Raw genomic sequence first — 25576 nt, 5'->3', positions numbered from 1 at the left:
TCACCAGTATTGTGTTCTCGGCGCTTCCCGCCATAATGCGGCCTCAGGATTCAGCACCATGAGCAAGAAACAGGGCAATTCCACTCGCTGCGTGCACGCCGGCGACACCCACGACGCCGCAACCGGCGGGGTCATGCCTGCGATTCATCAGAGCAGCACCTTCGCCTACCCGGCCATGCGGGAGCAGCCGGAGCACATCTACACGCGAATATCGAATCCGACCCGCGACGCTTTCGAGCGGGCCCTGAACGAACTGGAAGGGGGAACGCGGACCTTTGCGTTCTCGTCAGGCCAGGCCGCCAGCAATGCAGTGCTGGAACTGCTCGAGCCCGGCGACCACGTCATCGGCCCCGCCAATGTCTACGGCGGCAGCTTCAACCTGCTGCGCGTGGCGGGCGAGGGCCGCTTCGAGGTCAGCTACGTGCACCAGGACCAGGGCCCTGACGCGGTGCAGGCCGCCTGGCGCACGAACACGCGGCTGGTATGGATGGAAACGCCGTCCAACCCGCTGATGCGCATTACCGACCTGAAGGCCGTGTCCGGGTTATGCGCCGAGCGGGGCGCGCTGAGTTGTGTGGACAGTACGCTGGCCACTCCCCTGGCGACCCAACCCCTGTCCCTGGGTTGCGACATCACCATGCATTCAATCACCAAGTACATCGCCGGGCATTCCGACGTGCTGGGCGGGACCCTATCCGTGTCCGACCCCGATCTCGCCGGCCGGCTCAAGTCCGTGCGCGACCGCACCGGCGGCGTGCTGGCGCCGCTGGACTCGTACCTGGCGCTGCGCGGGCTGAAGACGATGGATCTGAGGGTCCGCCGCCAGTTCGGGAACGCCGCGCGCATTGCACGCGATCTTCGGCAGCATGAGAAGGTGGCGCAGGTTTGCTACGCCGGCCTTGAAGACCATCCACAGCATGAACTCGCGAAACGGCAGATGGACGGCTTCGGGGCGGTCGTGTCACTGCATCTTCATGGCGACGAAGCCGCGCCTGAGCGGCTGCTGAACGCGCTGGAACTGTTCACGATCGCGGAGAGCCTGGGCGGGGTCGAAAGCCTCGCGGGCTATCCGCCGCTGATGAGTCACTCGACGATGACGCGCGAGGCCCGCGAGGCCGCCGGAATCACCGGCAACCTCGTGCGCCTGTCCTGCGGCATCGAAGACGCCGACGACCTCATCGCCGACCTCCACCAGGCACTGCATCACGCATAGCAGGCGGCTTAAGCCCTTTTTTCGTCCCCCTCCTCGTGGGAGCGTTGGAGCAGGGATAGCGAGAATCGAGCCAGGATGGCGTCTCCCACGAGGAGGGGGACGAACAAAGGGCGAGGAAGCACGCGAGGATTACATCGAGTAGCTGAAGCGCACTCCGGCCTGGCGCTTGTCCGGCGCAAAGATCACGGTCGCCAGGTTGCCCAGGGCGAAGAAGTCGCCGGAGGACTGCGCCGTGCGCACCGTGTCGTCGCCCGTTACGTTGTCCACGTAGGCGAACACGCTCCAGCGCTCGGCCTGCAGGCCGATGCGCGCATCGACGTTGATCCAGGAATCGAACACGTTGCGGCGTCCGATCGCGATGCCGCGCTCGCTTTGGTACTGCATGAGCAGGTCGGCCTGGAAGTTCATGCCGTTGCCGAGCGCGCGGGTCCAGCTGGCCGAGACATTGAAGTTGTGGCGCGGCACGCGCTCCATCTCCCTCCCGGACTGATCCACCGAACAGAGGAAGAACCCGTCCGGCGTTTGCTGCAGCGTGCAATCGCCTACCAGCCCTACCGTAAGCGAGCTGTTGGTGAGGCTCACGTAGTCGGTGTACTCGCTGTCCAGCCATGTGTAGCCTCCGCGAATCAGCAACTCTTCCGTGAGCGCAAGCGCGCCCTCCACTTCAAAGCCCCTGATTTCGGCGGCGCCCGCGTTGCCCACCACCAGGTCGAAGCCGGTGGCCGCGGTTTCGCTGGGCTCGAGGCTGACCGTCTGCTTGCCCTCGTAGTCCATGAAGAAGGCGGCGGCGTTGAACGTCACGCGGCCATCGGCCAGCGTGCTCTTGAAACCTGCTTCGTAGCTCCACAATTCCTCCGGCGCGAAGCGCGCGGTGAGGGGGTTCGGGCTCGCTATCGTGGACACGCCGCCGGGCTTGACGCCCTTGGCGATGGAAGCGTAGGTGAGTATGTTTTCGGAGTACTGGTATTCCAGCGTGAACCGCGGCGTGAAGAAACTGTCCTCCGACCCACGCGACGCGGTGGGGTTGTTGTTGACCGGGATCGGTCCGGCAAACGCGGCGCCGATCATGCCGTTGCCGCCCACGGTCCAGTATGTGTCCGTGGATTCGTCCGAGTAGCGGGCTTCTACCGAGCCTGTCAGCCGGTCGTTGAAATCGTATTCGAGAATTCCGTACACCGACCAGTGATCGGTATCGCGCCCCTCGTCACGCTTCGTGATGGGGCCTTGCGCGGCCACGTTTTGGCCCGCGGAAATAAACGGAACGAACATCAGCACGATCAGGTTTCCGTTCTTCTGCCGGACTTCCTCGTTCCAGTACAGTCCGCCCACGGCCCAGCGGAATCCGTCGGATTCCAGGTCGCCGAGCCTGAGCTCGAGATTGGTCTGGTCGATGTCCGTTTCCAGGTCGAACAGGAATTGTGCGGGCAAGGGTTCGTTGACGCCGGGCGACGGCAGGAAAACCGGCCGCCAGGGCTCTCCGTAGTAGTCCACGTCCATGTTCTGGGTGGTTTCCGCCGAGGTGCTGCCCAGCCAGGCATTCAGCCTTGTCCCGCCGAAGTCCCATTCCGCTCTCGCGTGCACCAGCAGCGAATCGAAGGCGCTTCCCTCGTAGTCTTCACCGGTGTACGGGTTCAGGCTGGCGGTAATCCTGTCCAGCAAGGGGATCGGTCCGGGCGCCGGCGCAAAGACATTCGCGGGGTAGGGTGTCGGACCGAACGGGCCCGGCGCCAGTACTCCCACGACGTGCGCGGGTAAATGCACGGGATCGGCGTGGCCGGTCTTGCTGGCCAGTTGCATTTGCGGGCGGATTTCGTATTCGTCCGACGAGTAGGCAACCCTGAGGTCCAGGTTGAAGGTTTCGGAAGGTTCGAAGCGCGCGGCCGCCGCAACGCCAGTGCTGTCCGAACCGCCGATGCCCTCGCCCGACACTTCGTTTTCGTAGTAGCCGTCGTGCTGCGCGGTCACTGCGTTGATCCGCAGGCCAAGGGTTTCCGATACCGGAAAGGACACACCCACGCGGGCTTCCATCTGCCCGTAGTCGCCCACGTCGGCCAGGAAGCTGGCCTCGAACTCGTCGCTCGGGGCCCTGGAAACATAGTTCACCGCGCCGCCGAAAGCCACCCGGCCGTACAGCGCGCTTTGCGGACCCTTGACCACTTCGATTCGCTCGATGTCCATGACCTTGAGGTTCATCAGCATTCCGCCGCCGGAAGTCAGCATCGATTCCGACGAGATGTCGATGCCGTCCACCAGGATGCCGACCGGTGCACGGCCGCGGTCGGTGGGCAGGCCGCGGATGTGCGGGCGGGTGTCCTGCGGTATCCAGCCCTTGTCGAACACCAGGCCGGGCGTCAGCCGGGCAATGTCGTCGATGTCCCGGATGCCGGCCGCGGCAATGGCTTCTTCGTCGAACACGGAGATGCTCAGCGGGATGTCCTGCACCGATTCGGTGCGCTTGCGCGCGGTGACGACGATTTCTTCGATTTCCTGGGCCGGCAGCGAAGTGGCGAGCAGGCAAAGGGCGCCGAGCGCAATCGCCGGGCGCGTGAAACGCGATAAGGTCATGGATTGTCCCCTATTCAAGTCCAAGAGAATTCCGCCTCCCCAAGCGGATCAGGCTTGAGTATAAACGCCGGTTTGCGCTATTGCGATTGGCGCCAGGCCTGTGCCCGGAGGGATGCGTCGGCGCTGAGGGCGGCGTGAAACAGCGCCACGTCGTAGTAGTGGTAGCTCGCTCCGGGTAGCATCAGGGCGTCGAAGGGCGCGGCCGGCGTACGGTCCAGCCGCAGGATTCCCCGGTCGCACCAGGCGCCGGTGACCCCCGGGATCGAGGCGCGCCGTCCCTGTCCCGGGAGCGAGGGCGCCACGGAGCCGCGATTGGCCGAGGCCGGCGTCCATTCGCCCGGCGCCGGCCAGTTCAAGGGGTTGCTGCACTGCACGTCCAGGCCGCCGTCTTCGCGCTGGTATTGCGGGAAACGCTGGGCCGTGGCGAACTCGGCGGCCCGGGCGTCGCCGGTCGGCCCGTAGGTGACCCAGGAGGCCACGCAGCCCGTATCGTCGCTCTTCCGGCATGGCTCGAAGCTCTCGAGCCTGTCGCCGTAGGAGCCGAGCGGAACCGGGATGCCGGCGATGTAGGTGACGGCCATCCGTTTCCTGAGCGCATCGTCGCTTGCGATCACGTCGCTCAGCAGACGCTCGGCGTGCAGAGCGCCCTGACTGTGGCCCAGCAGCACGATGGGGCGGTCGCCCGTGCGCTCCGCAAAATGCGTGAACGCGCGCACGATATCGGTAAAGGCCAGCCCGTAAGCCGGGTCCCGATTGCCGCGCTGATCGAATACCGCGGCCGAAGCAGCCTGACGATAGCGCGGGGCATAGATCGTGCAGCAGGCATCCAGCACACTCGCCTGCGACGCCACGACGGCATCCACGGCGGGCCGCGCCGCGGCGTCCGGCACGGTGGCGTTCCATTCGCTTCCCGGCCAGGTGGTGGGGTGTATATAGAACCCGGCGGCGTGCTCCGCCGCGAGCGTTTCCTCGCCTTCGGGATAGCGGGCCCAGTTGTCCCGGCGTTCGTAATCGGGCGCACGCGGCGCGGCGCGTTCGCCGAACGCATGGTCGGGGATAGTGACGCTGAGGGATACGGATGACGGAGGCCTCAGCGCCCCGATCAGGCCGTTCATCATCTGCGCCTCGTCCCAGTCCAGCCGGTCCTTGCCGAAACGCACGACCACCAGCCCCAGCGACGGCACCACATAGACGCGCTGCGAGAAGTGCCCTTCCATGTACCAGGCGTCGGGCGCCGCCAGCGCCGGGTCGCGCGGCACTTCCAGGCGCGGCCTGGACATACGCAACTGGGTCGGCGAGTAGGGTTCGTTTCGCCACAGTTGCATGCCGAAATTGGAATTGGTGGACGCGCCCTGCGTCATTCGGTCCACCCAGCCTTCAGGCAACAGTCGGCGGCCCTGCCAGACGCCGTCTCCGGCCATCAACTCGCCGATGCGCAGCCAGTTGCGTCCGTTGGATATCAGGCAGCAGAAAGATTGCGCGTTGCCGCCGGGGCGGTCCAGCTGCACCCAGGCCTCGCCCGCCCCGAGCGGCTCCCAGATCCAGTCCCGAAGCAGTTGCGCCCATGGCCGGCCGGCGGCCCTTTCGATCGCGATGGAAAGGGCCTGCACGCTGGCGTTGGACCAGATGTACTCGGCGCCCGGTTCGGCGGCCATGGGCGTGCCCAGTGCTTCACGGGCCAGGTGGCCGGTCAGGAACAGCCGCGCGCCGGGGGCAAATGGACTGACGGCGAAGCGGCCCCGCTCCAGGCCGCCTTCCATGTAGGCCAGGTTCGCCAGCGTGATGCCCGAGCGCTGCGGATCGCCCGCCCACTCCTCCAGCCAGAAGGAGGCCGGCTGGTCCTCGGATTCGATTGCGCCGTTGTAGATGGCCGCGCCCAGCATCACGGCGGTCAGGCTCTTGTGCAGCGACTGGGAGTTGTAGGGCGTTCTGGAATTGGCCCCGCGGTCATAGCGTTCGAACTGCAATTCGCCGTTGACGGAAACCAGCAGCGCATAGGTCTGCTGGCTCTGCGCATAGTTCCAGGCTTCCTCCAGGACATCCTGCGGGATGACCAGTTCCTGTGCGGTATCGGGAGCCGGGCTGTCGCCATAGACGATCGGCACCTGCGGCGAGAACCGGCGGGCATTGGCCGGGTCGTCCGCAGACTGGGGCCAGTTTGCGAACCGGACCCAGAGGCGATAGTCGCTCGCCATCCAGCCCAGGGTGCCCAGCAGCGCCACAAGAACGATCAAGGCTACGGCAAGCCACGCGCGTTTCTTTCTCATGGCGCGAATCATACCGGCCCGCGCAGTGGGCTCTACCACGGTCAGCAGGACTCGCTTCGATTCATTCTTCGCTGTAATCCCGCCCGTTTGTGTGCCTTCCTCCCGTTGGAGACGCCATCCCTGGCTCGGAATCGCTATCCTGCTTTTACGCTCCCACGAGAGGAAGGCACACAAACGGGCTACTGTAGGCGCGTACCCGGGGAGGCGTCAGCTTAAGCCCTTTGTTCGTCCCCCTCCTCGTAGGAGCGTTGGAGCAGGGACAGCGAGAATCGAGCCAGGATGGCGTCTCCAACGAGGAGGGGGACGAACAAAGGGCGAGGAAGCACGCCCCGCGAGCAGGGACCGGTGGCGTTCAGGTCAGGGCGGCGGCGGTTTCGCCCGCCAGTCGTCCGTAGGTGGTGGCGGTGAGCAGGCCGTTGCCGGCGATATAGCCCCAGCGGGACGGACCGGAGACGCCTCGCGCCGCCCCGCCGCCGGCGAACAGGTTGGGGAAGGCGCTGCCGTCGTCGCGAAGGACACGGGCCCGTGCGTCCACCCTGAGCCCGCCCTGCGTGTGGAACAGCGCGCCGGTCACGCGCACGCCGTACCAGGGCGCCTCAAGTTCCGGCCTGCCGGTGAAGTCGCGGCCGAAGGGATCGGTCGCTTCTCCCCGGGTCAGGGCCGCCGTCTCGGCCAGCGTCTCCTCCAGCGCCCCGGCCGGCAGCCCGAACAGTTGCGCAAGTTCTCCCGGCGTCGAGGCCTCCCGCACCGCGCCTGCGGTGATCGCTTCTCGGTAATCGTTGAATTCGTGCATCAGTTCGTGCAGGCGCTGGTCGTAGACCGTAACGGCCACATGTTCGGGCTGCGCCAGCACCTCCATGGCCTGCTCGGAATAGCCCAGCGATTCGTCGGAAAAGCGCCGGCCCTCGAGGTTTACCTGGATCCCGCCCTCCAGGATGACGGGCCACAGGATCGGCACGCCGTAGCCCTTCGCCAGACCGCCGTGCCCCTGGTAGGAGCGGATGTCGGCAATCGCCGCGCCGAGTTCCCGGCCCCACTCGATTGCTTCGCCCTGGTTGCCCGGATGGCCGAAGAATTCCGCGTGGCGCAGCTCGGGGATGTATTCGGCCACCATTTCCTGGTTGCCGGCGAAACCGCAGCAGGCCAGGATCAGCGCTGCGCAGCCGAGGTCCTCGGTGCTGCCGTCCGGGCGCACGCAGCGCAACCCGCTTATGCGCCCGTCGGCATCGGCGAAGAGGTGGCTGACGCGCGCGTCCGTCAGCAGGTCGGCGCCGGCGTCGGTGCAGGCGTCGAGCAGGCTGCCCATCAGTTCGGCGCCGGTGCGGTTGGGGCTGCCGTGCATGCGTTTGACGCTGTGGCCCGTGTAGAGGAAGCTGTCGACCAGCGACAGCGCCACGCCGCATTCGTCGGCCAGCCACTCCACGGTGCGCGCGGACTCGCGGGCCAGCGCCAGCACCACGTTCGCGTCGGTCTGGTGCTTCGCCTTGGCCAAAACGTCTTCGGCGAAGAGTTCCGGCGAATCCTCGATGTCCTTCTCGCGCTGCATCCGGGTTCCGGCGCCCGGAATGAGTCCCGTGGACATACCGGTAGTGCCGATCGGCACAGCGTCGCGTTCAAGTATCAGCACTTCGGCGCCCGCCTGGCGTGCGGCGAGTCCGCCGCACAGGCCGCAGCCGCCCGCGCCCACCACAGCGACGGGGACGCTCCAGTCGAAATGCGCTTCCGTGGCGGGCAATACGCTCATGGGTGCGTTATCGTAATGCGCCTGACGTTGTACCGGAAGGAGAGGAGCGTATGAATCGGAGGGACTTGCTGCAGGGTGCGGCCGTGATGGGAATCGGGGTGGGCGCGCCTCGAATGTTGGCGGCGGAAGCGGCGGCGGGCGCCGCCGGGAAACTCACGCTGCCCGGCGATCCGGAATCGCAGTGCCGCGCGATGATCCGCGCCTATGGAAACGAGGGAGGCGATCCCTGCGTCTTCAAGACCCGCGGCAAGGTCTTTGCCGTTCAGGAAGACGCGGTCACCCCCATGTACGGGTTTCTTGGCAGCGAGACCGGGTGGTGGAAGCAGGTCGAGGAACACGTTTGGGTGCGCTATCCGTCCACGGTCTCGTTTTTTACCGATCTTGAAACCGGCGAGTTCATCGACCAGTACACGAGCCCCTTCAACGGCGCCACGGTTACGCTGCCGGCCAGCTTCATCCGGCACAAGGAAGGGCAGTACTACACGCCGATGGGCGTGTGGTTCGGCAGCATGAAGCGGGTATTTCCCGACCATTACGCCGAGAAACCGCTGCACCTGGACTGGACCGACGACAACGGCGTCCTGCGCCTGCAGGAAGGCTCGCGCTTCCCTCCCATTCTCCCGCAACCGTCGCTGGAATACGCTTCCCTCTTCGCCTCGACGCACGAAGTCCTGGGCGAGGAGCCGCGCCAGCCGACCGCCGCCGCCGGGGGCTGGAACATCTTTTCCGCGACCCGCAGGCCGTACAACGAAATGGGCATCCTGCCCGGCCACGTGATATGGCATTTCGACGCGGTCAAGGTGCCGTCCTTCGAGGACCTGGACGCCGGTTATCTCGAGCGCGCCCGGGCCCTGTCGCCGGTATTCGAGCAATCGCCCGAGCACGACGACGGCCCGTCGTTCTTCGAGCGCATCATCGAGATGCGCGGCTTCGGCTGAGCGGCGGTTTTACGCTCGTTCATGCGCATCCTCAACCGGGAGGCGGTTGCCGAAGCGCTGTCGCACGCCGAGTGCATCGATGCGGTGGAAGCCGCGATGCGCGCGGTCTCCCGGGGCGACACGATCATGCCGCTTCGCAGATACATGGACATCCCGGGCCACGGCGGCAAGTTCACGTTGATGCCGGGATATCTCGGCGAACCGTGCACCTTCGGCGTCAAGATCGTCTCGAAGTACCCGCGTTCGCCGGACAGTCCGTACGGTTCGCACGTGGGCGCCGTGATGATCTTCGACAGCCAGCAAGGCATACCGCTGGCCCTGCTGGACGGCAGCGAACTGACCGCGATCAGGACGGCCGCGGCCAGCGCGCTGGCCACGCGAATCCTGGCGCGCCCCGGCGGCGCGACGCTGGCGATACTCGGCACCGGCACGCAGGCGCAGCATCATGTTCGGGCACTGAGCTGCGTGCGGCCGATCGCCGAAGTGCGCGTCTGGGGGCGCACGGACGCCCACGCCCGGCGGCTCGTGCGGCGGCTGGCTTTGCCCGCTTCCGTTTCCGCACGCGTCTGCGACGATGCGCGCGAAGCCGTCGACGGCGCCGACATCGTCTGCACCACGACTTCGGCCGCCGAACCGGTGCTTGAAGGCAAGTGGCTGGCGCCCGGTTGCCACGTGAACCTGGTGGGAGCGGCGATAGCCAGCTCGTCCGAGGCGGACGTTGACGTCGTGACTCGCTCGCGCTTCTTCGTGGACTACAAGGCCTCCGCGATGGACCAGGCCGGAGAATTGCTCGCCGCCATCGAGGCCGGCGTGGTGTCCGAAGCGCACATCGCCGGCGAAATCGGCGACGTGCTGGCCGACCGTGTTGCCGGACGGAGCGACGATGCGGAAATCACGGTGTACAAGTCGCTGGGCGTGGCCGCACAGGACCTGGCCGCCGCCTATGCCGCTTTTCGCAACGCCGAAAGCAGGAAGATCGGCGTGGACCTCACCTGGGACTAAACCGGAGGAATAAACGATGACCGATGCTTTGGGATGGCGAAAGAAGTTCGGGGTGCTGGGGCCTTCGACAAACACCATCGTGCAACCGGATTTCGACGACCTGCGTCCGCCGGGCGTCACCAACCACTACTCGCGGATCATCATTCAGGACGCCAACGCGATATCGGACGAGACTTTCATGGCCGGCACCATCGAGATTTCCGAGAATACGGCGGCGGCCGTTCGCGGCGTGCTGACCTGCAAGCCGGACTACCTGGTCATGGGCATGTCGGCGGTGACGTTCTACGGCGGCGTGAAGGGCGGCACGGAATGGAAGAGGAGGATCGAGGAGATCGCGGAACTGAAGCTCTCCGTCGGTTCCGAGGCCGTGGCGGACGCACTCGATGCCTACGGCTCGCGCAATGTCGCGTTCATGTCGCCCTACTACCCGGTGGCCAACCGCGAGGTCAGCCGATACCTGTCGGATCGCGGCTTCAACGTCGTGCGCGATTCCTGCCTGCGCTGCCCCTCATGGACCGCCATCGCGGAGGTGCCGGAATCGCGGGTGGCCAGCGAATTCCGGGAACTCGACGGCGACGATGTCGACGCGCTGGTGCAGGTGGGCACCAATCTTTCGGCGATCCGGCTGGCGGCGGGGGCCGAACGGTTGCTCGGCAAACCGGTGATCGCCATCAACACCGCCACCTACTGGCATGCGCTGAGGGCCAACGGGATCCAGGACAGGGTCATGGGATTCGGCGGCCTGCTGGAGGAGTTTTAACCGGGATCCAGGGTGGCGAGCTGTTCGGCCTCCATGTGCTGGCGCAGCGGCTCGATGATCCCGTCGAGGTCGCCTTCCATGATCTGCGGCAGCTTGTAGAGGCTCAGGTTGATGCGGTGGTCGGTGACCCGGCCCTGCGGGAAGTTGTAGGTGCGGATACGCTCGGACCGGTCGCCGCTGCCCACCTGGGAGCGGCGCTCCTCGGCGCGCTCGCGCTCCAGGCGGCTCTGTTCGGCGTCCAGCAGCCGCGCGCGCAGCAGCGACAGGGCCCGGGCGCGGTTCTTGTGCTGCGAACGCTCGTCCTGGCACTCAACGACGATTCCCGTGGGCAGGTGGGTGAGTCGGACCGCGGAGTCGGTCTTGTTTACATGCTGGCCGCCGGCGCCCGAGGCGCGATAGGTGTCGACCCTCAGGTCGCCGGGATCGATCTCGATTTCTCCCGTTTCCTCGGCTTCCGGGAGGACCGCCACGGTGCAGGCCGAAGTGTGAATCCGCCCCTGTGACTCCGTTTCCGGCACCCGCTGCACGCGGTGAGCGCCGGACTCGAACCGCAGGTAGGAAAAGACCCGCTTGCCGGCCAGCCGGCAGACGATTTCCTTGTAGCCGCCGTGTTCGCCCTCGCTCATCTGGATGATCTCCCGGGCCCAGCCTCGCTCCTCCGCGTAGCGCGTATACATACGGAACAGGTCGCCGGCGAAAATCGCCGCTTCGTCTCCGCCGGTGCCGGCGCGGATTTCCAGGTACACGTCGCGCGCGTCGCGCGGGTCGGGCTTGAGTAAAAAGCGGCGCAATCGCACTTCCAGGGCCGCCTGTTCGCGCCGGGCCTCCTCGGCCTCCTCCCGCGCCAGCTCTCGCAGTTCCTCGTCGTCGCCGCCGAGCATTTCCTCGGCCGAGGCCTCCGTCTCCAATGCCCGCTCAAGGCGCCCGAGCAGGCTGGCCAAGGGCTGAAGGCGCGCGTGCTCGCGGCCGGCATCGCGGCGGCGCACCGAATCCGAAAGCACTTCCGGATCCGCCAGCGAAGCCTCCAGTTGTTCGAAGCGGGCCTTGAGGCCGCGGAGTTTTTCCAGCAGGGCGGGGTTCATGGTCGTTTCCGCGTCGGGCCTGTTGACACGGCACTGGGGCTATTATCGCAGTGTGGATCTCCGTCCCCAGGCCAGGTTGGCCGCCGTCTTTCTCGCAGGGCTCTCCCTGGCGGCTTGCGCGAGCGCGCAGATGCGGCTGGCCGAGGCCGGCTGGCCGGCGTTTCCGGGTAACGAGGCCCGCGGCCTGCTGGTTGAAGCGCAAAGCTTGCCGGAAGGCGCGTCGGCCGCGCTCAAGGCCCGGGAGGCGGCGGAGTTCGCATTCCGGCGCGATCTGTATGCCGTTGCCCTGGAAGCGGCGTCCCTGTGGCATGCGCAAGAAGAAAGCGATCCGGAAGTCCTGGCGCTGCTGGCCGTCCTGCACGCGGCTGCCGGCGACATGCACGCGGCGTTTGAAGCGGCGCGCGCCGGTCTTTCCGCGGATGCGGATGACGGCCGTTTTCTCGCATTGCTCGAGGAGCGGCTGAACGGAATCAATTCGGATGCGCTGACTATCGCGGACCTGCAGCCGCTGACCGCCCGGCTGGCCGCTGAACGTCCCGGCTCGGCCAGGGTTCTGAGTCTCGCGGCGCGGGTTGCGCTTGCCGCGAACGAGTACTCGGACGCCGCACGTTTCGCCGATTTGCTGCTGCGTCGCGATCCCCTGGACGACGATGCGCATGGGATCGCGGCCACCGCGGTGTTGCGCGCGGGCGAACCGGATGCCGCCCTCGCCCGGTTGACCGAGCAACTGGCCGCCCGCAACAGCCTGGCGCTGGAGCAGAACTACGTCGTTTTGCTTCTTGAGGCGCGCCAGCCGCGCGAGGCCTTGAGCCGCCTCAGGAATCTGCGAGCGGCCAACCCGGACTCACCGGGCCTGGCGATGCAGGAGGCGAGGATTCTGCAGGCGCTGGGTGCGGGCAATTTCGCCGAGTCGATATATCTTGAGCTTTTTTCTCGCGGCTACCGGTCGGATTCCTGCCGGTTGGCCCTGGGCCAGATCGCCGCGGGACGCCAGGATTGGCTGGAGTCGATCGAGTGGCTCGCCGGGATACAGTCGGACCGGCTGGCGCCCGTGGCCACGGAGTTGCTGGTCAGGGCTTTCGTCGCGCGGGATGAAATCGACGAAGCGCTGGCGACGATTCTGGTTCATGCCGGGCGTTATCCACGGCACACTTTCGAGAGCCTGCCGCTTTTCGCTTTCGTGATGCGGGCCGCCGGCCGCGACGATCAGGCGCTGGCTGCGTACGAGGAGGCCCTGCGCTACCGTCCGCAAAGCCGCCGCCTGAGAATGCAGAGAGCCCACCTGCTGCTGGACCTCGAGCAACACCGCACGGCGATACGCGAGATGGAGGACCTGCTGGCCGACTACCCGCGCGACTCGGAAGTTCTCAATGCCCTGGGTTACACGCTGGCGGACCGGGGCATACGCCTGGAAGAGGCCCATGGTCATATCAGCCTGGCCCTGCAGCTCGATCCCGACTCCCCCGCGATCGTGGACAGCATGGGCTGGGTGCTTTATCGCCTGGGCAGGAAGGAGGAAGCCGTGCCGCTGCTGGAGCAGGCGCTGGAGAGCCTTCCGCATCCCGAAGTCGCCGCCCACCTTTGCGAGGTTCTGTACGAACTGGGGCAGATCGAACGGGCCGACGAACTGCTTCGCGAATCGCTGGCGCAATACGACGACACGAGGCTCCTCGAGGCAGTCCGGGACAGGTATTCGCGGTGAGGCGGCCGGTCGCGTTTACCGGATTCCTGCTTGCGGTCGCATGGCTGCTTGCGGGCTGCACGGCGCCGGGCAATCTTTCCCCGGCCGTCCTGGACGCGGCAGCGCTGGCCGAACTCGAATCCTGGGGGCTGCGCGGCCGGGTGGCGCTGAACCGGGAGGGCCGGGGTGCGCAGGCCAACGTCCTGTGGCGCCAGGAAGGCCCTCTGGCGCGGCTGGAATTGAGCGGACCCTGGGGCGTCGGCGCCGAGCGCGTCCGGATCGAGGGCGGCGACGTCAACCTGTTCAGCGAGGGCGACTGGGTCTCGATGTGCGCTCCCGGCATGCAGATCGACGAGTTGGAAATGCTTTGCGACAGCGCGCCGCTGAAGAGCCTTCCCTACTGGTTGCGCGGACTGCCGGATCCCGGTTCCCCTTTCACCGAATACAGCTCCGGGCAGGGGTCGGCGCGGGAATTCCGCCAGGACGGCTGGAGGATCGAGGTGAGCGCGCTGTCCCGCGCGGGCGAGCTTGCCGTGCCCCGAAGGCTCAATATATCCGGCCCCGGCGCTTCCATGAGGGTCGCCATCACGAACTGGGAGTTGCCCCCGGTTCGCTGAGCCGGCCGGGGCGGTTGCACGTGGACACTCGCGCCCCGGGCCTGGAAATCACCGACGAGTTCGCCCGCGCGCTCAAGGGCATGGAGCAAGGCCGCCGGCACCTGCTGATCACCGGCAGCGCGGGGACCGGCAAATCCACTCTCCTGGGTCACTTCTGCCAAAGCGTCGACTGGGACCCGGTGGTCCTGGCGCCTACCGGAGTGGCGGCGCTGAACGTGGGCGGTCAGACCGTCCATCGCTTTTTCGGCTTCGGGATCGACGTGACGCCGCAAGCGATCGCCGCGCGCCGCGGCAAGCCGCGCAACGCGAAACTCTACCGAAACCTGCGCACGCTGATCATCGACGAGGTATCGATGCTGCGCGCCGATCTGCTCGACTGCGTGGATCTCTTTCTGAGGCGCTACGGCCCCAGCCCCAACGCGCGCTTCGGCGGCGTGCACATGGTGTTCATCGGCGACCTCTACCAGCTTCCGCCGGTGGTTACCGGGCTGGAGCACGAGGCGCTGCGGCAGGTCTATGAGTCCCCCCATTTCTTCAGTGCTCGCGCGCTCGAGGACGTGGAGCTGGAGATCGTCGAACTCACGCGCGTGTTCCGGCAACGAGACCGCGAGTTCGTGCGCCTGTTGAACCGCGTTCGCAAGAAATCGCTGGAAGACAGCGACCTGGAGCGCCTGAACCGGCGGGTGGACCCGCATTTCGATCCGCCCGACGGCGAGGGCTACATCACGCTCACCGGCACCAACCGCAAGGCGGGCCTGATCAACCGCAGCCGGCTGGACGGACTGGCCACGGCCGAGCATCGGTTCGATGCCGTGATCGAGGGCGTTTTCGGGCGCGAGTATTACCCCACGGAGGCGCAACTTCGCTTCAAGGCCGGCGCCCAGGTCATGCTGCTGAACAACGACGGCGCCGGGCGCTGGGTCAACGGCAGCATAGGCGTGATCGAGGGCGTCAAAATCGGCGGCGGCGAAGCTTACGTGCTGGTCCGTCTGGCCGATTCCGAGCGCCGCGTACGCGTCGAGCCGTACGAATGGGAGCTGATCCGCTTCGAGGCCCGCGACGGATCCATCGTCAGCAGTCCGGCGGGAACCTTCACCCAGTTTCCGTTCCGGCTGGCCTGGGCAGTGACCGTCCACAAGAGCCAGGGCAAGACCTTCGAGCGCATGGTGATCGATCTCGACCGCGTGTTCGCCGCCGGGCAGACTTACGTTGCCTTGAGCCGCTGCACTGCCTTCGACGGGCTGGTGCTGACCCGCCCCTTGACGGCCGGATCCATCCGTTGCGACTGGCGCGTGCAGCGCTTCCTTACCGGCGAGCAATACAAGCGCGCGGAACGCAGGTTGTCCACCGATACCAAGCTCGAAATCATCGAGAGAGCCATCGCCGCGGCCAGCCCCCTCGACATGGAGTACCTGAAGCGCAACGACGTGCGCACGCGACGCCGCATCCGCCCGCTGGAAGTGGGCATGCGGTCGTACTCCGACCGGGAATTTCTCGGCATGCGCGCCTGGTGCATGCTCCGCCAGGACGAGCGCACCTTCCGCGTCGACCGCATCCTCTCCCTCAGCCCTCCCGACCAATAGCAGCGGCCAAAAGCGTCCGGCCCAGGTCCTATAATCGAGGGATCAGCATGGGGGAGAAGACCATGACCGACAATCCCGGCTACACGGCCGATTTCATCAAGTCCGACACGGACCGTGCGACGTTCATGAAGGATCCGGCGATGGATCATTTGATGACGGCGCTGGTGTCGGTGAGTACGGAGATCTGGGCGCAGGCCCGTCGCGTGAAGATCATGGAGCGATTGCTGGAGGACCATGGGAAGGTGACCCGCGAGCTGATCGAGGGTTACATGCCGAGCGCGGAGGAGGAGGCGTCCTGGCGGGCCGAGCGCGACCGCTTTATCGAGCGGACTTTCGGTTCGATCACGGTGGGCCATTCGGGCGAGGGTCAGCCGATGATGGAGTTCCGCAACCGGTCCGGCATGGGAGGTGACGAGTCATGATGAATCGACGCACGATACTGGGCGCCCTGGCCGCGGCCTTTTCGGCCACGGCGGCCACGCGCAAGGCGAGCGCGTCCACGGCCACCCCGCCTTCACCGCCGTACGACTTCGAGCCGCGCGGCAATATCGGCAAGCTGGAGCGTCTGGCCAGTCTCGATCTGGAAAGCCGCCAGGACTTCCTGACCGGCTTCCGCGTCTGGTCGAACGGTCCTCTCGGCCGCGCCGCGCAGGTGCGCGCCGAAGGCATCTTCAAGCAGGAGGGCATCGATCCCACGAGCGATCTTTCGATCGAGGCGCTGCGCGAAGTGCTGGAACGCGACCCGGTGATCGGCGCCAGCATGCGCTACTGGATCAGCGGCCAGCAGATCAGCTGGAAGATCCTGCAGGAGGAGTTCCACGGCAAGGCCGACACCTACCTTGCGGAGCTGGACGCGGCCGACAAGGCCGGGCCGGGTTCGGTGAAGCTGGACCCCGACCTCGAGGTACCGGAATACGCTTCGCACGAGATTCACATCCAGCCCGGCGGCTACGTGGGCGATCCCTTTGCCGGCCACATCTATCACTACGGCACCAACCACTTCTACATGGGTCATAACGACCAGGACGAGGTGCACGCGCAACTGGCGGCGGCGGTCGAGCCGCCCGAAGACGGTCAGGTCAAGCGCATTCTCGATCTGGCCTGCGGGCCCGGCCAGCTGACGCTGGCGCTGAAGGACCGTTTCCCGAATGCCGAGGTGTGGGGACTGGACGTATCCGCCCCGATGGTGCGTTATGCGCACATGCGGGCGGTCGAGCTCGGCAGAGAAATCCACTTCGTGCAGGCGCTGGGCGAGAAGACCGGCTTTCCGGACGGTTTCTTCGACGTCGTGGCGTCGTACATCGTCTTTCACGAGACCCCGGCGCAGATCACGAAGGACATCGTTGCCGAGGTGCGGCGCATTACGCGTCCGAACGGCGTGTTCCAGCCGTTTGACTTTCCCAGCGACGAACATCCGCCCACGGGTTTCAGGAAGTTCCGGCGCTGGTGGGACCACCGCTGGAACCAGGAAGTGTGGCGCAACGAATTCGCGAGCCTCCATTTCCCGACCGAGATCGAAAAGGCGGGGTTTGCCGTGCGCGAAGCGAAGAAGGGCGTGCTGTTCTTCGGGCGGGTTCACGCAACGCGCAACGCTTGAGCCGCAACCAGCCACGAGGGCGCCCCCGGGAGCGAGGGCGTCCCGCCCCCATTCCGGGCCTGCTGGCCGCGGCATGTCTTTTCGTCATCTCGTTGGGCCCGACCGCCCACGCGCAAGCGGCCGAGGGCAGCGCTGACGCGGCGGGCGAGTGGCCCAATTTCGGAAGGGACCCCGGCGGCAGCCAGTATTCCCCGCTGGATGAGATCACCCGCGAAAACGTAGGCCGTCTCGAACAGGCCTGGGTGCATCACAGCGGCGACTACGCAAAAGGCCCGCTGGGAACCGGTTCTTCGCAGCAGGCGGTGCCGCTGATGGCCAACGGGCTGGTCTATTTCTGCACGCCCTTCAACCGGGTTTTCGCCGTCGATGCCCAAAGCGGCGAAGACGTATGGGTGTTCGACGCGCACGCCGCGCTGACGGGCAACGAAGCGGAACGCGCCGGGGAGCGCCGGCCGAGCACCTGCCGCGGGGTGGCCTACTGGGAGCGGACGGAAGCATCTTCCGAACCCTGTGCGAAACGCATCTTCAAGGGCGACTTCACCGGCGCCGTCCACGCCATCGATGCGCTGACCGGCGAAGCCTGCCGGGACTTCGGTGCGGCCACGGATCACCCCGGCTACGTGTCGCACTGGGATTACGAGGGCTATGGCGAGGGCGAGGTTCGCGGCATGTCGTCGCCGCCGGTGGTGCTGGGCGACCTGGTCATCGCCGGCAGCGGTTCGAACGACGGCATAGCCAATGCGAACGACGGGGTGGTGCGGGCCTTCGACGTGCGAACCGGAGTCATGGCCTGGGAGTTCAATCCCATTCCCCCGGAGTACAGCGACCTCACGGGCGCCGCCAACGTATGGACCACGATGAGCGCCGATCCGGCGCGCAACCTGGTGTTTCTGCCCACCACCAGCCCGTCGGTGGACTACTACGGCGGAGGGCGCCGCGTGGAACTTCCGCTGGCCAACGCCGTAGTGGCGGTGGACGGGGCAACCGGCAAACCCGCCTGGTCTTTCCAGATCATTCACCATGACCTCTACGACTACGATCTGCCGGGCCACGCCCTGCTGGTGACCATCCGCAAGGACGGAAAGGCGCGCGAGGTGGCCATCCAGCAGACCAAGAGCGGGCATCTTTTCGTGTTCGACAGGGAGACGGGCGAGCCGGTTTTTCCGATCGAGGAAGAGGCCATTCCACCTTCCGATCTGCCCGACGAGACCGCCTTTCCCACTCAGCCCCTGCCCAAGGGCATCGCGACCTTCGCCCGCACCGAAATGGACCGGAAAAGCCTTTTCGGGATCACGGCGCTGGATCGCGCCTGGTGCCGCAGGCGGTTCGACGAATCGCGCTACGACGGCCTCTTCACGCCGCCCAGCCGGCGCGGAAGCATCCTTTTCCCCTCGGCGCTCGGCGGTGGCAACTGGGGCGGCGCGGCGTTCGATCCGGCAACCAATCTTCTCGTGATCAAGGCCGAGAACCTGGCGACCTGGCTGCGCTTCGTGCCGCTGGAAGAGGGCGAGGATGTCGCGCCGCGCGACTATCTCAACCGCACTTTGAGCGGAACGCCGTACCGCGTGGAGGGCGAGGTCTTGATCTCGCCTTCGGGATTTCCTTGTACGCCGCCTCCGTGGGGTACGCTGAGCGCCATCGACATGGACAGCGGCAAGTTGCGCTGGCAGGTGCCGCTGGGACGTCTGCGCGCGATGGGCATTACATTACCGGCCGCTTTCGGCTGGGGCTCGCCCAGCGTCGGCGGGCCCATCGTTACCGCCGGAGGGCTGGTGTTCGTGGCCTCCACCCTCGATCACAATCTGCGCGCACTGGACGTGGAAACCGGCGAGGAACTCTGGTCCGGCGACTTGCCGGCGCCCGGCATGACGGTGCCGATCACCTACCGCGCCGGAGGGCGGCAATACGTGGTGATCGCCGCCGGCGGCAACGCGCGCGCCGGGACCGTGCAATCGGATGCTGTGGTGGCTTTCGCGCTGCCGGACTGATCCGCCGGTCCTAGTCCTCAAGAATCCTGCGCGCAATGCGGCGCGCCTGCGGGAGATCATCCCCGACATGATCCTTCGGCACGGCGCGAAGCACGCCGAGCGTGTTGATCATTTCGGCCACGGTTCCCGACAGCCCGACCACGATCACGCTGGTGTCCGCCTCCCGGGCCACATCGAGCAACTGCTCGATGACCATGGCGGCGCTGTCATCGAGGTATCGGGCGTCGGAAAAATCGAAGACAACGATTTCATGGTCCTTGATGTCGGCGCCGATCACGCTCACCAGGTTGCGTGAGGAAGCAACCGTGAGTGTGCCGCGCAAGGCCACCATCCCCACCCGCGCCTGCAGCGGGTCGCCGATCTCCATGCCCTTCTCGCCGGCGAAGAACGTCCGGTCGAGCACCGGCACCGAAACCACGCTGTCCAGTTCCAGGCCCTTCAACTGGCGGGCATGATTCATGCCGGCAACGATCAGGCCGAGCGCAACGGCGGTGACGAGATCGACCACGACCGTCAGGAGCAGGGTCATCAGCATGACCACAAGGTGATCGCGGCGCAGGCGGTGGATGCGCAGCAACAGCCGCCAGTCGACGATGTCCCATCCGATCTTCATCAGGATGCCGGCCAGCACGGCATGCGGAATCGGCTCCACGTACTTTCCGAATCCGAGCAGCAGAGCCAGCAGGAACAGGGCGCGTATCACGCCGGATACCGGCGTGCTGCCGCCCGCGCGGATGTTGGTGACGGTCCCGATGGTGGCGCCGGCGCCCGGCATTCCCTGGAACAGTCCGGTAACAATGTTCCCGATTCCCTGTCCGACCAGTTCCCTGTCCGGCTTGTGCCGCGTGCCGGTCATGGAATCCGCCACCAGCGAAGTTAGCAGGCTGTCAACCGAGCCCAGCAGCGCAAGGATGATGGCCGGATGCAAAGCGCCCACCAGGAAGTCGGCGGACGGAACCTGAAAACTGATGCCCGGCAGTCCCTCGGGGATCGAACCGATGGCGGGGGCTCCGGTCAGCCAAAGGATTCCGATCAGGGAGCCGACGACGAGCGCTATCAGCGGAGCGGGCGCCAAACGCTCCAGGCGCCGTGGCCAGAAAATCGTGATGGCTAGCGCCAGGATTGCGATGGCCAGCGCGCTGGGATTGACCTCGGCCATGGCGCCGGGCAGATTCCGCAAAGCGCCCATCGGTCCTTCGGGCGAAGTGGGGGCGCCCAGAAACGGCAGAACCTGGATCAGCATAATGATGATGCCAATCCCGGACATGAACCCGGACACCACCACATGCGGGGTGTAGACGACGAACCGCCCGATCCGCAGAACGCCCAGCAGCACCTGTATCAGTCCGGCCAGCACCACCACGATCAGCGCCTCGCTCAGGCTGTTCGCGTGGGTCGAGATGATCACGGCCATGGCGACGGTCATCGATGGCGTGGGCCCCGAAATCTGCGACCGCGTGCCGCCGAACACGGAAGCGAAGAAGCCGACCGCGATCGCCCCGTAAATCCCCGCCTCGGCGCCCAGCCCCGAGGCGATTCCGAAGGCCAGCGCCACCGGCAGCGCGACCACGGCGGATGTTATGCCGCCGAAGACATCGCCTTGAAAGGTCTTTAGGTCGTAATTCATCGGAAGTGGGGCCTTGCCCTCACCGTGTCCATCTGCGCGCGGACTGTCAGGCGAACACGCGTTCTCCGATCATGCGTCCGAACACCAGCGCCGGTGTCAGCAGCATTCCGTTGACGATGCCGAAGCCGGTCGTCGCTCCCGCGCCCAGCACCTCGCCGGCGGCGTAGAGGTTGGGGATTGGATCGCCGTTCCCGTTCAGCACCTGAAGCTCCGGATTGACGGTCAGGCCCGCAAAGGAAATCAACTGCGTGCCCTGCATGCGGATCGCGTAGTACGGCGGCTTGCCGACCGGCAGCGGCATGTGCTCGCGTCCGAAATCGGGATCCTGGCCGCCCTCCTGGCCGGAGTTGTAACGCCCGATGGAGGCAGCCAGCCCATCGCCGTCGATGCCGGCCCAGTAAGCCAGTTCGGCAAGCGAATCCCCGCGCGAGAAGAAATGGTACTTGTCGAAAGCCAGGTCCATCCGGTCCCGGTCCCAGCCGCCCACCAGGGACGGCGCCGAGTCCATGATCTGCTGGTCGAACACGATCCAGAAGCGGTGGTCCTTCTGCCCGAGGAGCGCGTGCTCCCGGGCATCCACGCTGGGATGGTCTTCACGCACGAAGCGTTGCCCGCCCGAATTCACGTACACCTCCCAGGGCAGGCGCGACTGCGGCGTGGTGCTCACCGGCACCGGGGCCGGACTGCTGGGCACATTGAAGTCGCTCAGCACCATGCCGAAGAAAACCTGGAAAAGCTCCGCGCCGCGCAACGTGCCGCCCGCCCCCACACCCATCTCCAGGCCGCCGCCGAGATTGAAGGGATAGGCCAGGTTGGCATACAGCGGTGCGCCATGGAGTTCCCGGAACATTTCGGGATTCGCCGCGCAACCGCCGGTTGTCAGCGCCACCTTGCGGCCAAGCAGGTCCATCTTGCGTCCCATTGCATCGCGCACCATGACGCCCTTCACCGCCCCGGATTCGTCCTGTATCAGTTCCTGCGCATCGGTGCGAATCAGGAACTCGATGGAACCCTGGCCCGCCAGTTCGAGGAATTGCGGCAACAGAACCTTCAGGATCGCGACTCCGAACTGTTCCGCCCACTGGTAGCGCCGCGTCAAATAGGGTTCGTGCCCGCCACCCACGACCGGATGACCGGGCAGCGGGGTAAAGCCATTCGCGCCCAGCCAGTCAACGGTCCTGGCAGCTTCATTGACGAACACGCGGATGAGGTCCTGGTCGATCTTGCCTTTGCTGATCCGCATGATGTCGTCAAAGTGCGCTTCCGGCGAGTCCTCGATCTCCTGCTCGGCCTGGAATTGCGTGCCCGCGGCAGAGATCTGCCCGAAGGAGCGATCGAGCGTGCCTCCCAGCCGGTGCGCCCGGTCGACCACCAGCACACGGGCGCCCTGCCGGGCGGCGAAGATCGCGCAGGGCAGCCCCGCCGATCCGCCGCCGACCACGATCAGGTCCCAGGTCTCGCTGGCCGCCCGGCTGATGCGGGGCATCAGCGCCAGTGCCGCCGCGGCGCCCGCGCCCGTAATCAATTCTCTCTTGCTGAACCGAAAACCCGCGGTGTCCGCCGCGGCATCAAAGTCAGTCTTGCTCATCAGGACTCCTCCCACGGGTGTCAGGCGAACACGCGTTCCCCGATCATGCGCCCGAACACCAGCGCAGGCGTCAGCAGCATCCCGTTGGTGATGCCGAAGCCGGTCAATGCTCCCGCGCCCAGCACTTCGCCGGCGGCGTAGAGATTGGGGATGGGATCGCCGTTCCCGTTCAGCACTTCAAGGTTTGTGTTCACGTTCAGGCCGGCAAAGGAAAGCAACTGCGTGCCCTGCATGCGGATGGCGTAGTACGGCGGTTTGCCCAAGGGCAACGGCATGTGCTCGCGTCCGAAATCGGAATCCCGGCCGCCCCCTTGGGCCGAATTGTAGCGATCAACGGATGCGGCGAGTCCGTCGCCTTCGATCCCGGCCCAATAGGCCAGTTCGGCGAGCGATTCGCCGCGCGAAAAGAAGTGGTACTTGTCGAAGGCCAGGTCCAGGCGGTCGCGGTCCCAGCCCCTGACCAGGGGCGGGGCGGCGTCCAAGATGGCCTGGTCGAACACGATCCAGTAGCGATGGCCCTCCTGTCCAAGCAATGAGTGTTCGCGCGCGTCCACGCTGGGATGGTCCTCGCGCACGAAGCGCTGTCCGGCGGTGTTGACGTACATCTCCCAGGGCAAGCGGGATTGAGGGGTGGTGTTGACGGAAACCGGGGCCGGCGTGCTCGGCACGTTGAAGTCGTTCAGCACCATTCCGAAGAAGGTCTGGAACAGCTCGGCGCCGCGCAGCGTGCCGCCCGCCGCCACACCCATCTCCAGGCCACCGCCCAGATTGTAGGGATAGGCCAGACTCGCGTACAACGGCGCCCCGTGCAGGTCCTTGAACATTTCGGGGTTGCCCGCGCAGCCGCCGCTGGTGAGCGCCACCTTGCGGCCCAGCAGGTCCATCTTGCGTCCCGTTGCATCGCGCACCATGACGCCCGTGACCGCGCCCGAATCGTCCTGTATCAGTTCCTGCGCATCGGTGCGGATCAGGAACTCGATCGAACCCTGCCGGGCCAGGTCGAGGAACTGGGGAAGCAGGATCTGAAGGATCGCGACACCGGCCTTTTCGGCCCATTGGTAGCGCCGGGTCAGGTAGGGCTCGTGTCCGCCGTACTTGACCGGATGGCCGTCAAGCGGCGTGAACCCGTGGTCGCCAAGCCAGTCCAGGGTCCTGGCCGCATCATTGACGAACACCCGGACCAGGTCGGCATCGACCTTGCCCTTGCTGATCCGCATGATGTCGTCGAAGTGCGCTTCCGGCGAATCCTCGATCTCCAGTTCGGCCTGCAGCCGGGTGCCGGCAGCCGCGATCTGGCCCGAGGAACGGTCCAGCGTGCCGCCCAGACGGTGCGCGCGTTCGACCACCAGGACCCGGGCGCCCTGCTGGGCGGCGAAGATCGCGCAGGGAAGTCCCGCCGAACCTCCGCCGATCACGATCAGGTCCCAGGTCTCGCTGGCCGCACGGCTGATTCGCGGCATCAGGGCCAACGCCGCCGCCGCGCCCGCGCCGGCGAGCAGTTCCCGCTTGTTGATTTGCACTTTCCCGGCTTCCGCCAGGATTTCGAACGAATTGTTGCGCATTTGAAGGACCCTCCCAAACGAGACAGTCATTCTACGCACGATTTCCGGACCTCGGCCGCCGCCACTGCGATGCGCGCGAACCGCGCGGACGGCCCGAGGCAGTCAAGGCGATCCTTTTTCGCGGATCCTAAGTCAGGACCCGTTCCCCGATCATGCGCCCGAACACCAGCGCCGGCGTCAGCATCATCCCGTTGACGATCCCGAACCCGGTGGTCGCTCCGGCCCCCAGCACTTCGCCGGCGGCGTAGAGATTGGGAATGGGCCGGCCGTCCCGATTCAGCACTTCGAGTTGCGGGTTGACGTGCAGCCCCGCGAACGTCAGCAACTGGGTGCCCTGCATGCGGATCGCATGGAACGGCGGCTTGCGAACCGGCAGCGGCATGTGTTCGCGGCCGAAATCCGGGTCCCGCCCGCTGGCCTGCCCGGCGTTATAGCGCTCGACGGCTGCCGCCAGGCCCTCCACCTCGATGCCCGCCCAGAAGGCCAGTTCCGCCAGCGTATCGGCGCGCGAGAAGAAGTGATACTTGCTGAAGGCGAAGTCCAGCCGCTCGCGGTCCCACCCCAGCGCCACCGGCGGCGCGGTGTCCATGATCTCCTGGTCGAAGATCATCCAGTAGCGGTGGTTCTCCTGGGCCAGGAGCGCGTGTTCGCGCTCGTCCACGCTGGGATGGTCCTCGCGCACGAAACGCTGCCCGGCCGAGTTCACGTACATCTCCCAGGGCATGCGCCGTTCCGGGTAGCTGTTGACCGGTACTCCGGCCGGGGTGCTGGGAACGTTGAAATCGTTCAGCACCATGCCGAAGAAGGTCGTGAAGAGTTCCGCGCCTCGCAGCACACCGCCCGCGCCCACGCCCATCTCCAGACCGCCGCCCAGATTGAACGGATACGCCAGCCGCGCATACATCGGAACGCCGTGCAAACGCTCGAACATTTCCGGGTTGCCCCCTGCGCCCCCGGTGGTAATCGCGACCTTGCGGCCCATCAGGTCCATCCTGCGGCCCAGGGCGTCCTCCACCATCACGCCCGTGACGGAGCCGTCGGCGTCCTGAATGAGTTCCTTCGCGTCGGTGCGCATCAGGAATTCGATCGAGCCCTTGCGGGCCAGATCCATGAATTCCGGCAGGAGCACTCTCAGGATCGCCACCCCGTTTCCCGCCGCCCACTGATAGCGCCGCACCCGGTACGGTTCATGGCCTCCGGTGGTCACCGGGTGGTCGGGCAAGGGCGTGAACCCGTGATCGCAGAGCCAGTCCACCGTCCTGGCCGCCTCGCCCACGAACACGCGGGCCAGATCGGGGTCCACCTTGCCTCGGCTGATGCGCATGATGTCGTCGAAGTGCGCTTCCGGCGAATCCTCGATGCCCTGTTCCGCCTGGATACGCGTTCCCGCCGCGGCGATCTGCCCGGTCGATCGGTCCAGCGTTCCCCCCAGCCGGTGCGCCCGGTCCACCACCAGCACACGCGCGCCCTGCCGGGCCGCGAAGATCGCGCACGGAAGCCCCGCTGATCCTCCGCCCACCACGATCAGGTCCCAGGTCTCGCTCGCCGCCCGGCTGATCCGCGGCATCAGCGCCAGCGCAGCAGCCGCCCCCGCCCCCGCGAGCAATTCCCGCTTGCTGACTTGCGCTTGCCCGGCTTGCACCGGGAACTCGAAAGACTTGCTGCGCATTTGAAGAACCTCCCAACGACCTTGCCATTCTACGCAGGGGATTTCGCGTTCGGCTGCCGGCCCTAAAATGCGCGTTTGCCTCGGGAGGGGACC

At 66.3% G+C, this 25576-nt stretch carries 18 protein-coding genes; 10 read left to right on the top strand and 8 right to left on the bottom strand.

From position 1 onward, the window contains the following. Positions 1 to 58: 58 nt before the first annotated feature. On the top strand, positions 59 to 1213 hold the full coding sequence (locus tag F4036_08210) for a PLP-dependent transferase (GenBank protein MYK37720.1): 1155 nt from the start codon (positions 59 to 61) through the stop codon (positions 1211 to 1213). Between the two features lie 129 nt (positions 1214 to 1342). On the opposite strand, the gene F4036_08205 is transcribed toward F4036_08210, so the two are convergent. The 3 genes from F4036_08205 to F4036_08195 form a co-directional block, all read right to left on the bottom strand. Then, positions 1343 to 3778 (bottom strand): TonB-dependent receptor, encoded by a 2436-nt coding sequence (locus tag F4036_08205; GenBank protein MYK37719.1) that lies wholly within the window; start codon positions 3776 to 3778, stop codon positions 1343 to 1345. Between the two features lie 77 nt (positions 3779 to 3855). Then, the gene (locus F4036_08200) at positions 3856 to 6084 is read right to left on the bottom strand and encodes a DUF3089 domain-containing protein (GenBank protein MYK37718.1); all 2229 of its coding nucleotides are present in this window, start codon (positions 6082 to 6084) and stop codon (positions 3856 to 3858) included. 313 nt (positions 6085 to 6397) lie between these two features. After that, positions 6398 to 7789, bottom strand: coding sequence for an FAD-dependent oxidoreductase (locus F4036_08195; GenBank protein ID MYK37717.1), 1392 nt, complete (start codon positions 7787 to 7789; stop codon positions 6398 to 6400). Positions 7790 to 7839: 50 nt separating this feature from the next. Here F4036_08195 and F4036_08190 point away from each other — a divergent pair, with 50 nt between their 5' ends. Genes F4036_08190 through F4036_08180 form a run of 3 tightly spaced genes read left to right on the top strand, consistent with a single transcriptional unit; the run spans position 7840 to position 10489 of the window. Then, the gene (locus tag F4036_08190) at positions 7840 to 8727 is read left to right on the top strand and encodes a DUF1838 domain-containing protein (GenBank protein ID MYK37716.1); all 888 of its coding nucleotides are present in this window, start codon (positions 7840 to 7842) and stop codon (positions 8725 to 8727) included. Between the two features lie 21 nt (positions 8728 to 8748). Next, positions 8749 to 9729: an ornithine cyclodeaminase family protein gene (locus F4036_08185; GenBank protein MYK37715.1), complete on the top strand. Its 981-nt coding sequence runs from the start codon at positions 8749 to 8751 to the stop codon at positions 9727 to 9729. A gap of 16 nt (positions 9730 to 9745) precedes the next feature. Next, positions 9746 to 10489: an arylmalonate decarboxylase gene (locus F4036_08180; protein MYK37714.1), complete on the top strand. Its 744-nt coding sequence runs from the start codon at positions 9746 to 9748 to the stop codon at positions 10487 to 10489. Here F4036_08180 and prfA read toward each other — a convergent pair. Then, entirely contained in the window at positions 10486 to 11571 is a 1086-nt protein-coding gene (prfA, locus tag F4036_08175; protein MYK37713.1) for a peptide chain release factor 1, read from the bottom strand. The two genes, F4036_08180 and prfA, sit on opposite strands and share 4 nt — an antisense overlap. Here prfA and F4036_08170 point away from each other — a divergent pair. From F4036_08170 to F4036_08145, 6 genes are all read left to right on the top strand, one after another. Further along, a complete protein-coding gene (locus F4036_08170) occupies positions 11570 to 13273 on the top strand; it encodes a tetratricopeptide repeat protein (GenBank protein ID MYK37712.1) in 1704 nt (567 codons plus the stop codon). The two genes, prfA and F4036_08170, sit on opposite strands and share 2 nt — an antisense overlap. Beyond that, a complete protein-coding gene (locus tag F4036_08165) occupies positions 13153 to 13869 on the top strand; it encodes an outer membrane lipoprotein LolB (protein MYK37711.1) in 717 nt (238 codons plus the stop codon). Before F4036_08170 ends, F4036_08165 begins: the two co-directional genes overlap by 121 nt. A gap of 20 nt (positions 13870 to 13889) precedes the next feature. After that, the gene (locus F4036_08160; protein MYK37710.1) at positions 13890 to 15452 is read left to right on the top strand and encodes an AAA family ATPase; all 1563 of its coding nucleotides are present in this window, start codon (positions 13890 to 13892) and stop codon (positions 15450 to 15452) included. A 62-nt stretch (positions 15453 to 15514) separates the two neighbouring features. Further along, positions 15515 to 15874 (top strand): hypothetical protein, encoded by a 360-nt coding sequence (locus F4036_08155; GenBank protein ID MYK37709.1) that lies wholly within the window; start codon positions 15515 to 15517, stop codon positions 15872 to 15874. Then, complete coding sequence (locus F4036_08150) at positions 15871 to 17049, top strand: class I SAM-dependent methyltransferase (GenBank protein MYK37708.1); 1179 nt, start codon at positions 15871 to 15873, stop codon at positions 17047 to 17049. The genes F4036_08155 and F4036_08150 overlap by 4 nt, the downstream gene beginning before the upstream one ends. Further along, positions 17046 to 19037: a pyrroloquinoline quinone-dependent dehydrogenase gene (locus F4036_08145; protein ID MYK37707.1), complete on the top strand. Its 1992-nt coding sequence runs from the start codon at positions 17046 to 17048 to the stop codon at positions 19035 to 19037. The genes F4036_08150 and F4036_08145 overlap by 4 nt, the downstream gene beginning before the upstream one ends. A 10-nt stretch (positions 19038 to 19047) precedes the next feature. On the opposite strand, the gene F4036_08140 is transcribed toward F4036_08145, so the two are convergent. The 4 genes from F4036_08140 to F4036_08125 form a co-directional block, all read right to left on the bottom strand. After that, entirely contained in the window at positions 19048 to 20664 is a 1617-nt protein-coding gene (locus tag F4036_08140; protein MYK37706.1) for a SulP family inorganic anion transporter, read from the bottom strand. Positions 20665 to 20710: 46 nt separating this feature from the next. Beyond that, complete coding sequence (locus tag F4036_08135) at positions 20711 to 22252, bottom strand: FAD-dependent oxidoreductase (GenBank protein ID MYK37705.1); 1542 nt, start codon at positions 22250 to 22252, stop codon at positions 20711 to 20713. A gap of 20 nt (positions 22253 to 22272) precedes the next feature. After that, positions 22273 to 23844 (bottom strand): FAD-dependent oxidoreductase, encoded by a 1572-nt coding sequence (locus tag F4036_08130; protein ID MYK37704.1) that lies wholly within the window; start codon positions 23842 to 23844, stop codon positions 22273 to 22275. A 97-nt stretch (positions 23845 to 23941) separates the two neighbouring features. After that, positions 23942 to 25483 carry an FAD-dependent oxidoreductase gene (locus F4036_08125; protein ID MYK37703.1) on the bottom strand — a complete coding sequence of 514 codons (1542 nt, stop codon included), beginning with the start codon at positions 25481 to 25483 and terminating at the stop codon, positions 23942 to 23944. Positions 25484 to 25576 lie beyond the last annotated feature (93 nt).

This window comes from Gammaproteobacteria bacterium (genome assembly GCA_009845905.1).
Classification (GTDB): domain Bacteria; phylum Pseudomonadota; class Gammaproteobacteria; order Steroidobacterales; family Foliamicaceae; genus Foliamicus.
The sequence above is the reverse complement of the archived record's forward strand: the minus strand, read 5'-3'. Positions and strand labels throughout refer to the sequence as shown.